The 12,176-nt window shown below is 42.5% G+C and carries 11 protein-coding genes and 1 riboswitch; of the genes, 3 read left to right on the forward strand and 8 right to left on the reverse strand.

What is annotated here, in order from left to right; genetic code table 11:
- The first annotated feature begins 4 nt into the window (after window positions 1-4).
- Genes J6836_RS11745 through J6836_RS11755 form a run of 3 tightly spaced genes read left to right on the forward strand, consistent with a single transcriptional unit; the run spans window position 5 to window position 3,995 of the window.
- Window positions 5-1,744: an ATP-binding cassette domain-containing protein gene (locus J6836_RS11745; RefSeq protein ID WP_219244252.1), complete on the forward strand. Its 1,740-nt coding sequence runs from the start codon at window positions 5-7 to the stop codon at window positions 1,742-1,744.
- A complete protein-coding gene (locus tag J6836_RS11750; protein ID WP_219244253.1) occupies window positions 1,741-2,880 on the forward strand; it encodes an ABC transporter permease in 1,140 nt (379 codons plus the stop codon). Before J6836_RS11745 ends, J6836_RS11750 begins: the two co-directional genes overlap by 4 nt.
- Before the next feature lie 8 nt (window positions 2,881-2,888).
- A complete protein-coding gene (locus tag J6836_RS11755; RefSeq protein WP_219244254.1) occupies window positions 2,889-3,995 on the forward strand; it encodes an ABC transporter permease in 1,107 nt (368 codons plus the stop codon).
- Window positions 3,996-4,181: 186 nt separating this feature from the next.
- On the opposite strand, the gene J6836_RS11760 is transcribed toward J6836_RS11755, so the two are convergent.
- The 8 genes from J6836_RS11760 to J6836_RS11795 all read right to left on the reverse strand — a co-directional run bounded on the left by J6836_RS11760 (window position 4,182) and on the right by J6836_RS11795 (window position 11,945).
- On the reverse strand, window positions 4,182-4,889 hold the full coding sequence (locus tag J6836_RS11760) for a Bax inhibitor-1/YccA family protein (protein WP_206085344.1): 708 nt from the start codon (window positions 4,887-4,889) through the stop codon (window positions 4,182-4,184).
- A 134-nt stretch (window positions 4,890-5,023) separates the two neighbouring features.
- Window positions 5,024-5,476, reverse strand: coding sequence for a molybdopterin synthase catalytic subunit MoaE (moaE, locus tag J6836_RS11765; protein ID WP_219244255.1), 453 nt, complete (start codon window positions 5,474-5,476; stop codon window positions 5,024-5,026).
- 2 nt (window positions 5,477-5,478) lie between these two features.
- On the reverse strand, window positions 5,479-5,724 hold the full coding sequence (gene moaD / locus J6836_RS11770) for a molybdopterin synthase sulfur carrier subunit (RefSeq protein ID WP_219244256.1): 246 nt from the start codon (window positions 5,722-5,724) through the stop codon (window positions 5,479-5,481).
- Window positions 5,724-6,200, reverse strand: coding sequence for a cyclic pyranopterin monophosphate synthase MoaC (gene moaC / locus J6836_RS11775; RefSeq protein WP_219244257.1), 477 nt, complete (start codon window positions 6,198-6,200; stop codon window positions 5,724-5,726). Before moaC ends, moaD begins: the two co-directional genes overlap by 1 nt.
- A 27-nt stretch (window positions 6,201-6,227) precedes the next feature.
- Complete coding sequence (moaA, locus tag J6836_RS11780) at window positions 6,228-7,208, reverse strand: GTP 3',8-cyclase MoaA (protein ID WP_219244258.1); 981 nt, start codon at window positions 7,206-7,208, stop codon at window positions 6,228-6,230.
- A riboswitch (molybdenum cofactor riboswitch) is annotated at window positions 7,198-7,338 on the reverse strand. It overlaps the preceding gene by 11 nt.
- A gap of 389 nt (window positions 7,339-7,727) precedes the next feature.
- A complete protein-coding gene (locus J6836_RS11785) occupies window positions 7,728-10,397 on the reverse strand; it encodes a TonB-dependent hemoglobin/transferrin/lactoferrin family receptor (protein ID WP_219244259.1) in 2,670 nt (889 codons plus the stop codon).
- A gap of 121 nt (window positions 10,398-10,518) precedes the next feature.
- Window positions 10,519-11,445: a FecR family protein gene (locus J6836_RS11790; RefSeq protein WP_219244260.1), complete on the reverse strand. Its 927-nt coding sequence runs from the start codon at window positions 11,443-11,445 to the stop codon at window positions 10,519-10,521.
- 2 nt (window positions 11,446-11,447) lie between these two features.
- Window positions 11,448-11,945: an RNA polymerase sigma factor gene (locus J6836_RS11795; protein ID WP_219244261.1), complete on the reverse strand. Its 498-nt coding sequence runs from the start codon at window positions 11,943-11,945 to the stop codon at window positions 11,448-11,450.
- Between the last annotated feature and the right edge of the window lie 231 nt (window positions 11,946-12,176).

Below are 12,176 nucleotides of genomic sequence, written 5' to 3' on the forward strand. Positions count from 1 at the left end.
AGCCATGAGTGATGATTACAGCATCCGTCTTCAAGGGGTTGAAAAAAGCTTTAGTGGCTTAGATTCGCCTGCGGTTGAAAGCCTCACAATGGATATTCGCGGTGGGTCTGTCACCGGGTTAGTTGGCCCCGATGGCGCGGGGAAAACAACGTTAATGCGTATGCTCGCTGGACTACTCAAACCAGATGCAGGGCAGATTAGCGTGATGGGTTTAGACCCCATTAAAGACAGTATCGCAGTACGTGCAAACCTTGGCTATATGCCACAAAAGTTTGGTTTGTATGAGGATTTAACGGTTCAAGAAAATTTGGACTTATACGCCGATTTGCGCAGTGTTATTGGAGAAGAGCGAGAAAAAACCTACCAACAATTGCTTTCATTCACTAACCTTGCCCCTTTTACACAGCGTCTTGCGGGTAAACTTTCAGGTGGTATGAAACAAAAACTTGGTTTAGCCTGTACCTTACTAGGTAAACCGAAAGTTTTGCTATTGGATGAGCCGGGCGTTGGCGTTGATCCTATCGCAAGACGCGAGCTCTGGCAGATGGTTCACACCCTTGCTGATGATGGAATGTTAATATTGTGGAGTACTTCATATCTAGATGAAGCCCAGCAATGTAAAGAAGTACTTCTCCTCAATAAAGGCCAACTGCTTTACTCGGGAAAACCTGAACTATTAACACAAAAAATGGCAGGTCGTTCCTATTTACTTGAAGTTCCAGCAGCACAAAAGCGTACCGTACTGCAAAATGCACTTATACTCCCTGAAACCACAGATGGCGTGATCCAAGGCCGCTATGTTCGTTTAATTCTAAAGCCTGATGCATCTCAAGAAAGCCTGTTAAATGCACTCAATATGCAAGAAAATAAGCTAATTGCCGCACAACCTCGGTTTGAAGATGCCTTCATTGACCTTCTTGGTGGCGGCCCTTCCCACCGTTCAGAATTAGCCGCCATTGTGCCGCAGATCCCTGCTAACCCGCAAGAAACAGTGATCGAAGCACGTAATCTGACTAAAAAGTTTGGTGATTTCGCAGCGACGGACCACGTCAATTTTCAAGTCAAACGTGGTGAAATATTTGGGCTACTAGGCCCAAATGGTGCAGGGAAATCTACAACCTTTAAAATGATGTGTGCCCTGATGAAACCCACTGAAGGGCAAGCTTTAGTACTGGGTATGGATTTAAAAACCAGCTCAAATAAAGCAAGACAACACCTTGGCTATATGGCACAAAAATTTTCGCTGTATGGAAATTTAAAGGTAGGGCAAAACCTAAAGTTTTTCTCTGGGGTTTATGGATTACACCATAAACAGCAGTCTAGCAAAATTCAAGAAATGGTTGATGCCTTTAGCTTTAAGCCTATTATCAATCAAATCACTGAATCCCTTCCTTTGGGCTATAAACAGCGTCTTGCCCTTGCTTGTTCACTTATGCATGAACCTGATATTTTATTTTTAGATGAGCCCACTTCAGGTGTCGACCCATTAACTCGCCGAGAATTTTGGTTACATATCAATGGAATGGTAGATAAAGGTGTGACCGTGATGGTGACGACTCATTTTATGGATGAGGCAGAATATTGCGACCGAATTGGGCTTGTGTACCACGGTAAAATTATCGCAGCGGGCACACCAGATGAACTAAAACAGCAAATTGCCACCAGCGATAACCCAGATCCGTCCATGGAAGATGCGTTTATCGAGCTCATTATGAATTATGACAAACAGCAGGAGGTTAAATGAATCATTCCGCCTCTCATTTTTCATGGCGTCGGCTCAAAGCGTTATGCTGGAAAGAAACCAAACAAATTGTCCGCGACCCCAGCAGTGCCCTAATTGCAGTGCTGATCCCATTGATGTTGCTATTTATTTTTGGCTACGGCATTAACTTGGATTCAAGTAAATTACGCCTTGGCATTTTAATGGAACAACAAAGCCAGCCTGCACGCGAGCTCGTGGATACTTTTACAGGCTCCCCTTTTGTTGATGCCACTATCAGTGATAACCGAAAAGCGTTAATCGACAAAATGCAAGCAGGTGAAATTCGTGGAATTATCGTTATCCCTGTTAATTTTTCGGCCCAATTACTGCAACCTGAAGGCCATGCTGCGATACAAATTATCACTGATGGGAGTGAGCCTAACACCGCCAATTTTGTTCAGGCCTACACCAAAGGCGTCTGGCAAATATGGCAGCAACAACAAGGTGAAAACCGTGCAGATACGGTTTCACCATTAATTGAGCTTAATATGCGTTACTGGTTTAATGAGGCTGCAATCAGCCAACATTTTATTATTCCAGGCGCCATTAGCATTATTATCACCGTTGTTGGGGCAATTTTAACATCACTGGTTATTGCCCGTGAATGGGAGCGCGGCACAATGGAAGCCTTGCTTTCGACTCAAATCACTCGTACTGAATTGTTGCTCTCAAAATTATTACCTTATCAAGTTCTCGGCACTTTTGTGATGATACTGTGCATGGTCGTTACAACCTTTGTTCTGGGCGTACCATATCGCGGGTCATTATTGGTACTGTTTGTTATTACGAGCCTGTACCTTGCAACCGCCCTTGGCATGGGGTTATTAATATCAACCATTACCCGCAACCAATTTAATGCCGCAATGGTGGCCTTAAATGCGGCATTTTTGCCCGCGATTATGTTGTCTGGGTTTATTTTTGAGATTGATAGCATGCCAGCCATTATTCAGTGGGTAACCTATTTTATCCCAGCGCGTTACTTTGTCAGCAGCTTGCAAACGTTGTTCCTTGCAGGGGATATTTACTGGGTATTGCTGATTGATTTCTTATTATTGATTGCCTCTGCAATCTTATTTATTGGTCTGACGGCGCTGAAAACTCGCCGCCGCCTTGATTGAGGTGCACTATGTTTTATCGTCTATACACCTTAATTATGAAAGAGTTACAGTCATTATTACAAGAGCCACAAACTCGAATTATTTTGATTATGCCAGTTATTTTCCAAATGATTTTGTTCCCACTTGCCGCCACATTAGAAGTCACAAATAGCACCATTGCAATTTTTGACCAAGATGGCGGTAAACACTCCGTTGAACTTACTCAACGGTTAGCCAAAGCCAGTGCATTTTCCCACGTGTTGATCGTCAAAAGCGAACATGAAGTACGGGACACACTCGATAACCGCAAAGCGCTGTTAGCCGTGCGTTTTAGCCAAAACTTTAGCGCAAACATCGACTCACATACCCCTGCAAACATGTTGTTGTTACTCGATGGGCGTAATTCAAACAGTTCGCAAATTGCAGCGAATTATGTCGAACAGATTGTGATGCAATATCAGCAAGAGTTAACACAAAACCAAATCAAACCCAATAATAGTGAGTTAGTTATTCGTAACTGGTATAACCCAAACTTAGATTATAAGTGGTTTATTGTGCCCTCTTTAGTGGCGCTCATAACAACAATTGGCGTACTGATTGTGACCTCTCTTTCCATTGCTCGTGAAAGGGAACAAGGAACGCTGGATCAGCTACTGGTTTCCCCATTAACAACATGGCAAATTTTTATTGGTAAAGCAGTGCCTGCGTTAATTGTGGCGACAGCCCAAGCAAGCCTTGTGTTGGTTATCGGGATTTTTTGTTACCAGATCCCATTTGCAGGTTCACTACTACTGTTCTATGCCACGATGCTATTTTATGGTTTGTCATTAGTGGGGTTTGGCTTATTAATTTCAGCCCTTTGCTCGACGCAACAACAAGCTTTCATTGGGGTGTTTGTGTTTATGATGCCAGCTGTACTGCTATCTGGTTATATCTCCCCAGTCGAGAATATGCCTGTTTGGCTACAAGATATCACTTGGGTTAACCCTATTCGTCACTTCACTGAAATCACTAAACAAATCTACCTAAAAGACGCTGATTTTTCAGTGGTTTTTCAAAGTTTATGGCCATTGTTAATTATTGCTATCATCACCAGTTCTGCAGCTTATTATCTCTTTAGGAAGAAAATTGCCTGATACGATTATTGATATGAATAGATTTGGCACTGTGAAATACTTAACTAACTTCTTAATTAGCCTTCAAATAATAAGTAAATTATATTTTTTGGTATGATTACCATGAAAAAACCCTTGCTACCGAAGTAACAAGGGTTTTGAATTTTACTGACCAAAGCATTCTACTATAGAATACTTGACTCCCGATTAGCGACGATCACCAAAGATGCGCAGTAACATCAGGAACAGGTTGATGAAGTCTAAGTACAGAGACAACGCACCCATAATGGAGTATTTACGCATTGTTTCTCTATCATCTTCATTAATTTGCGCACCCATTTCTTTCAGTTTTTGAGTGTCATAAGCCGTCAGCGCAGCAAACAATAACACGCCACCGTAAGTGATTACCCAGTACATCATTGAGCTTTGCAGCCAGATGTTAACTAAGGAAGCCACAACGATACCAATCAGTGCCATAAACAGGAAGTTACCCATTCCTGTTAAGCTGCGCTTAGTGGTGTAGCCGTAGAAGCTCAATGCACCAAACATGACCGCAGTGATAACAAAAGTACCTGCAACAGATTCACCAGTATACGCGGCAAGGATGACAGAAATGGTCAAGCCTGTTAGCAATGAATAGAGCATAAACATGCCCGTCGCCATCATTCCGCTAATTCGTTGCAGTAAGAATGAAATTCCCATTACCAAACCCAGTTCAGCAATGATCATTCCGAAGAATAAAATTTTATTAGTTGCAATGGTGTAATACAAACCACTACTGACTGAATACCAAGCTACAAATGCTGTCAACAGTAGGCCGACTGTCATCCAGCCGTAGACCTGTGACATAAATGCCTGAACGCCAGTTTCGGCCCTCTGGACAAGAGAATCATTACGCTGATCAAACTGACCCATGATGGTTACCCTTCTGCTAAAATAAAAATCGACACAGTAAAAATACTGTAATCGGAGAAAATTAACCAAAGTCTAACACATTATTATGACATTACCATTCGGCAAATTCGTATTTTTCGGAGGAAAAAGTGCGATTACCAGCGGCTTGCAGATGCTTCGTCGCTATCTTTCGCTTCAACCCAGCGTTCGTTATCTGGCAATGTCTCTTTTTTCCAAAACGGCGCTTTAGTCTTTAAGTAATCCATAATAAATTCAGCGGCTTGAAATGCTGCATTACGGTGTGCACTCGTCACCCCAACAAACACGATTTCTTCCCCTGCCTGCAAAGTACCAATGCGATGAATCACACTCACACGCTGTAAAGGCCAACGTTCTCTTGCCTCTATCACAATGTTTGCTAAGGCTTTTTCTGTCATTCCTGGATAATGCTCAAGGGTTAAGGCTGCAACGCTATCACCAAGGTTGTGATTGCGCACTTTGCCTGTAAAAGTGACGACGGCGCCATCACTATCACACTTCGCAAGCCACTGATATTGTTCACCAACACTGAAATTGTGTGTTTGGACAGCAATATGGGTATTTTCCATGGTTATCCCCCTGTCACCGGTGGGAAAAAGGCCACTTCATCCCCTTCCACCAGAGGATGTTCAAGAGAAACAAATGATTGATTAACTGCTGCCAGCAATTTACCGTTTTCCAACGCCAGCGCCCAGCGGTCACCTTTTTGTGACAGTGCAAGGCGTAGAGACTCAACCGTTTGATATTTTTCAGTTATTTCGAGTTTATCTGTTCCCACTAATTCGCGAACTTGCGCAAAGAATAATACTGTAATCATCATTCCACCTTAAAATGTCCAGATTTGCCGCCTGTTTTTTCTAACAAACGAACAGGGCCGATGACCATGTCTTTTTGTACCGCTTTGCACATGTCATAGATGGTCAATGCCGCTACCGAGGCCGCCGTTAATGCTTCCATCTCCACCCCTGTTTTACCTGTTAGGCGGCAACATGTTTCAATGCGAACACGGTTATGTGCTTGTTCTGCTTCAAGGGTGACTTCCACTTTAGTTAACAACAGTGGATGGCATAATGGAATTAACTGCCATGTATTTTTAGCGGCTTGGATGCCTGCAATACGTGCCGTCGCAAACACATCCCCTTTATGGTGGCTGCCATCAACAATCATGGCTAAGGTTTCGGGGGTCATGGTGACATAAGCTTCTGCACGAGCTTCACGGACAGTTTCAGCTTTGGCCGAAACATCAACCATATGCGCCTCGCCCGACGCATTGAGGTGAGTCAGTTGGGACATATTTTCTCCTGAAAATCTGAAAAAGAGTTAACCGCCAATAACGGATAAATTAGGAGTAATGCCGCTATCGCCCAGATGTAGAAAGTGCGTTTCGCGCTTGTGATGCAAACCACGCTGTATCCGTGCTTTTAGCGCTTCGTTTTGGTTATCATCCCCTAACAAATCACGTAGAGGGATGCCATTTTCACCAAACAGACACAAATGGAGATTACCTAAAGAAGATACACGAAGGCGATTGCAGCTTTGGCAAAAGTCTTTTTCATACGGCATGATAAGGCCGATTTCACCTTGGTAATCCGGGTGACTAAAGACTTGAGCAGGACCATCATTGCGTGACCGAGGAAGTCGATACCAACCTTCTTCAATTAAACGATCGCGAATGGTTTCGCCAGAAACATGAAAACGCTGGAAAACATCACTGCCATCCCCAGTTTCCATTAATTCAATAAAACGCAGTTGAATTGGGCGGTGCTTAATCCAATTTAGGAATGACTTCAGCCCGATATCATTGACATTTTTCATCAGCACAGCGTTGACTTTTACTTTTTCAAAGCCAGCTTCAAACGCAGCATCAATCCCTTTCATCACTTGGAAAAATTTGTCTTGCCCAGTGATTGCCGCAAACTGACGTGGGTCTAAGCTGTCCACACTGACGTTAATCGCATTTAGACCTGCATCTTTCCATGCTTGAACGTCTCTCGCCATGCGATAGCCATTGGTGGTTACTGCAATTTTTTTAATCGCTGCATTTTCATGAATTGCGGCAATGATTTCACTGAAATCTTTGCGCATGGTAGGCTCACCACCTGTGATACGCACTTTTTCTGTGCCTAATTCAGCAAATGCGCTGCTGACACGACGAATTTCATCCAGTGTGAGGAATTCATGGCGGCCACTTGGCTGATAACCATTAGGTAAGCAGTATGTGCAACGAAAGTTGCAAACATCTGTTATAGAAAGCCGAAGATAGTAAAATTTTCGGTCAAATTGATCGACGAGTTGCTGCATAATCACACCTTTCCAAATACGGGAGATGCAGACATTTCTATCTCGCACCCTGGTGGCTCTAAGGCCACGGCCAGAGCATCATATTTGTGGAAACAAACTTAGACGCAAAGGCTAGGAGTTTTATTTGGAACAAAGCCGCTAATTTAATAACGAAAACAAGCCACTTTGTTCACTTAATTTCTGTAAGGATTCTAGCGTATAGAATATGAAAAAGCGAATCAGAATTCGGTATATAATATAACATACAACGACTTACAGAACATCAACGGTAATCTCCGAAGCTCTTATTATCATAGACAATTTTCTTAAAAATAGCCTAGTCACAGATACAATTTCACTTTAAATGATTAACATCTCTTATTATTTAATTAAACATTTCTTGATATAGATCTAAAATGGGGAGCAAGCTCCCCATCCCATTGTTTCCGTTATAAATATTATTACTGGACGCTTCGTATTTTTCGCTAAGCATTATACCAATCAAAAGCGAAAGCCTATGCTCCAACTAATTGGGCGTATTTAGAAGCGGTACTCAACCCCACCAGATATCGTCCTTCCACGTCCTAGCGTGTTCACCAAACTTTCTCCGTAGCTCACCACATAGGCCCGATTGGTTAAATTCTCCACATTCCCGCGGATAATTAAATTATCAGTAATTGAATAACTTGCGTATAAATCCACAAGGGTATACTTCGGCCAATCCGCTAAATATGGGTAATTTGATTGTGCGGAATAGTCTTGGAAGCCGGGGGTAAAACGGATAACCATTCCACCATCCAATTTTCTATCAAAGGCACGTCCACCAAGTGTGAATGACCCTCTGTCACCGGGTAGGTTTGCTGCGCTACCAAAGATGGAGCCGCTATCACAGTTCACATAATTGTTTGCTTGCTCATCAGATTCTGCGTACCAATTACCAGGCCCCACACCTTCAGGGAATTTCAAGACGCCGCCTAACCACGCACGGTTAGCACAGAATTTATTTTTACCAATCATATGGGTGAACGTTAAATCGGCATACACAAACCCTGCATCATAGTTGAGTTGGTATTCAAACCCTCTAAAACGCGTCGTATTTAAATTATTGCTGTATGCAGCATTCCCAATACTTGGGTTAACCAATCCTGGCTTAGTTCGGTTAATAGCAAGGTTAATATAGTTATCAACTCGCGTGTCAAAATAAGCCACTTTAGCCAATAAACGGTCCTCTTCGAGCACCAGTTGCGGGTAATTCAGGTTCATCCCGACTTCCCACGCATTCGAACGTTCTGCTTTCAAAAATGGGTTAGGATACTGTGTTGAGGAACTGTGAGCACTGCCCGTGGTGAGTGTTTCAGTGATCGCAGGCGGACGCCACGAACGACCATAGCTGGTAAAGAACTCCATCCACTCAACGCCGGGACGGATCGCCAGTCGAGCGTTGGGTGAAAACGCCCCTTCTGATTTATCAACATTCCAATACTCTGTGTGCATCGTGCTAGGGCAATCACGTAAGCGCTTGCCTGTGCACGGGTTTTCTTTGGTATAGGGGAAAATGGGATAACGCATACTGGTTTGCCCTTTAAGGGTGTAGTAGTCGTAACGCACTCCCCCTTCGACGGTCAACCAATCATCATATTCGTAAGTTAAATTAGTAAACAGAGAACTCAACGTACGTTTTCCATCCGGTGTCACACCCGACGCGGCTTCGCGTGTTGAAGCACTACTGGCTTTATCTTGGAAAGTTTCAAAACCATAATGCGCTTTTACTACATTATTATGATTAAATTCAATTTCTGAATGATTTTCGAGTTGTAACCCAAGTGTTTTAACCCGAGTATCCATCTGATAGCCATTATTAAAAACGGGGCTTGTTGAATAAGTTTCCGTGTCGTCCTTCGTATCGACAAAATACACTTTTCCTTTGAATTCAGTGCTCCATGGGCTGTCACTAAATTGCGTATAATCAAGGGAGTAATTTTGGGTTGTCACATCACTAAACCCACTACTTTTCCACCCAAGCTTGTACGGCCATGTTTGCGTCAAATTGGTCAACGTTCCTGCATTAGGCGTTGCCACTTTGGTTTCTAAATAGTTGAATTGTACACGCTGTGACTCACTGAGATTCCAGCCTGCTTTCGCTAGATAGGACGTCATTTGGTAATTGCTATCGTTAATTCGGCTATGTTTTAAATCACGTACTAATTCGTCATAATGCCCCGTTCCATTGTTAACACGGATGTCACCAATACTGCCGTGCGTCCCTGGTTTATAGTCGCCTAAACGGCGTTCACTGGCGGCAAACAGTAAGTCCCCTTTTTCATTTCCTAAGGCAAATGCACTACTGCCGATAAAATGGGTATTGTTTGTCCCTGTGCTTGCGTGTAATTTTCCAGCAAATGTTTTATCTTTCGATAAAAAATCAGACGCATTTACCGTATTAAATGTGGCAACACCGCCAAGCGTTCCCCCACTCCCCATCCCACTACTATTCCCTTTTTGAATTTCAACGCCAGAAAGTAGCTCAGAATCAATATACATTGAACCATTACGCTGCCCATGGCCGCTTTTTTGGAAGTTTTGCCGCATCCCATCAATATTCATATTCACGCGCCCATAATCTTGGATCCCACGAATATTCACTGATAACGATGGGTCTTGCTGGCTGACACTGGAATACACGCCCGTCGTGAGTTCCAATACGTCAGCAATATGCTTCGGTGGTCTGTCTTCAATTTGTTTTTTACTGATCACGCTCACCGATGAGGGGCTACTGTAAACCCAGTCCCCTTGCTGAATTTGGCTTGCCGTCACCGTAATATTATCTAGCTTAACGACTTTTTCATTGGCGGGGGTATTGGCTACCCGATAAATAGAAATGCGATTATTGTGTATTTGGTACTGAACTGGATTTGCACCAACAAGCTTTTGTAACCCGTCTTGCAAGGTTAACTGCCCTTTGATGCCTTGGCTTTTTAAGCCATTCATTTCTTGGCTGTTAATAATAATTTCAACTTTTGCCTGTTGGGCAAATTGTAACAACGCGTTCTCAAGTGAGCCTGCCCCAATCGAAAATGAAATTTTCTGTTGTGCGGCAGTTATAGGTTGATTCGCGTGTGCAATGTTAAACAATGAATATGCAGGTAGTGCCCCTAATACAAGGTAAACACAGAGTGAGGCTTTTTTATATTGAAACTTTTTTTGAGTCATTTCCCATCCCTAAAATGATAATGGTAATAAAAATCATAATCACTTAGATTAAGACGCAAAAATGCAAGAAACCCGTAAAAATAGTTTAAATAATTGTGAAAAATAATAATGTTTTTATCTATCAGTAGATTAGTGTGAAGAATGGCACTTCATAAATCGTGAGCCCTTTTGATGACGCAAGGTGTTTAAGTCCGCTTTCGAGTGTATTAATTTGTAATACGCCGCTTAGTTTCTCCTCACTATCACTAGCTAAAACAATAAGTTGCTTTTTATGGTAACGGTTAATTTCAGCGGTGATCTCAGAAAGCGTTTGCTGTTGAAAAGTAATCTGGCCTTCACGCCATCCTTCTGAATTCTGTTTGGTGAATGGCGTTGTAGGTAAAATCTGCTGCTGGTATTGCGTAAAGTTACCCGCTTTTACCACCATTTCTTGGCCTGATAATACTGATATTTTAACGCTGTGCTGATAGACACTCACATCAACATTATCCCTTTCAGTATCAATCGCAAACTCGGTTCCCAGTGCTTGAGTTACACCATTTTTCGCCTTAACTTGAAAGGGACGCAATTCACTGCCAGTGATAGGCGCTACAGAGAAATAGGCGCGCCCTTGGATCAAATTGACTTGCCGATATTGCCCGTCAAAAGCCAACTGCAATTGCGCTCCACTATCAAGGTCGACTTTGCTACCATCAGGCAATGTAATGTGTCGAATCTCACCAATTTTGGCTTGGTAATCAATCTGTTCTTGATTTTCACTCCACCAAAGTAGCATCGCCAAGCCACACACTAATACGCTAGCTGCAATGGTTGTTTTCAAATAACTATTTGCCACTTTAATCGGTTTTATTCTTTTTTTAGACTGTTGATGACAGGAAGTTAATGCCCAGATTTGCCTTGCGCGGTAATAAGCATTTGCATGCTCTGTTGATGCATTCACCCAGTGCTGGAACTCGCTATTTTCTTGCGCGCTTAGTTCTCTTTGTGTGGTTTTGACGACCCACATTGCTGCGGTATTTTCGATTTCAGATGGAGATATTGGTTTCATGATTAATCCTTCCATTGATGAATCAGAACAGCCAATGCATTGGCTAAATGCTTTTCAACGGTACTGAGCGAAATATCCAATAATTGAGCCACTTCGGTTTGCGTCAATCCCTCTTCTCTGTGCAAACGAAAAATAGTCTGTGTTCTCTCAGGCAATGTTTGAATAATGGTTTGTATTTGGCTCAGTTGCTGCTCTCTGATTGCCGTTGCTTCAAGGCTTTTTGCTTGTGCTGGTATTTCTTGCCACTGCTCATCACTGATGGCCATTGAAGGGCGTGCTTTTTGCTCCCTAAAATGATCAATCATCAGGTTTTTCGCAACGCGATAAAGATAAGCATCAAAATCTTGGATCGTCGAGTGCTTCATCAACTCAGCCATTCGCACAAAACTTTCCTGCACAATATCCATACTTAAACTATGGTCTTTAAGGTACATGTTGAGGTAGCGACATAATGAGGAAGAATGGCGTGCAAACAAGCGTTGCAACTCAGAATCAGACATATTGAGCCATAACACAAATAATGAAAATGAGAATTATTTACACTATATAGGGAAATGTGCAAAATGGAAACATTCAGGTATTTTTTTGTGAACAGATTAAGGTAAATCTGGAATATTGCCTTTTATTGTTTTTTATCACAGTAACTCAGCGGGCAATGACCAATAAAAAACTCCGCACATGAAGACTTGAAGCTGTAATCTAAATTAACAAGCTTGACCCTAGTTAATATT

Origin of the sequence: Providencia sp. R33 (assembly GCF_019343475.1) — a bacterium.
GTDB lineage: Bacteria > Pseudomonadota > Gammaproteobacteria > Enterobacterales > Enterobacteriaceae > Providencia.

Coding starts and splice junctions, on each gene's coding strand:
- moaE (WP_219244255.1), bottom strand. CDS start 5,476: ATGGAAAATACCCATATTGCTGTCCAAACACACAATTTCAGTGTTGGT.
- J6836_RS11745 (WP_219244252.1), top strand. CDS start 5: ATGAGTGATGATTACAGCATCCGTCTTCAAGGGGTTGAAAAAAGCTTT.
- J6836_RS11755 (WP_219244254.1), top strand. CDS start 2,889: ATGTTTTATCGTCTATACACCTTAATTATGAAAGAGTTACAGTCATTA.
- J6836_RS11750 (WP_219244253.1), top strand. CDS start 1,741: ATGAATCATTCCGCCTCTCATTTTTCATGGCGTCGGCTCAAAGCGTTA.
- J6836_RS11785 (WP_219244259.1), bottom strand. CDS start 10,397: ATGACTCAAAAAAAGTTTCAATATAAAAAAGCCTCACTCTGTGTTTAC.
- J6836_RS11795 (WP_219244261.1), bottom strand. CDS start 11,945: ATGTCTGATTCTGAGTTGCAACGCTTGTTTGCACGCCATTCTTCCTCA.
- moaA (WP_219244258.1), bottom strand. CDS start 7,208: ATGCAGCAACTCGTCGATCAATTTGACCGAAAATTTTACTATCTTCGG.
- moaD (WP_219244256.1), bottom strand. CDS start 5,724: ATGATTACAGTATTATTCTTTGCGCAAGTTCGCGAATTAGTGGGAACA.
- moaC (WP_219244257.1), bottom strand. CDS start 6,200: ATGTCCCAACTGACTCACCTCAATGCGTCGGGCGAGGCGCATATGGTT.
- J6836_RS11790 (WP_219244260.1), bottom strand. CDS start 11,445: ATGAAACCAATATCTCCATCTGAAATCGAAAATACCGCAGCAATGTGG.
- J6836_RS11760 (WP_206085344.1), bottom strand. CDS start 4,889: ATGGGTCAGTTTGATCAGCGTAATGATTCTCTTGTCCAGAGGGCCGAA.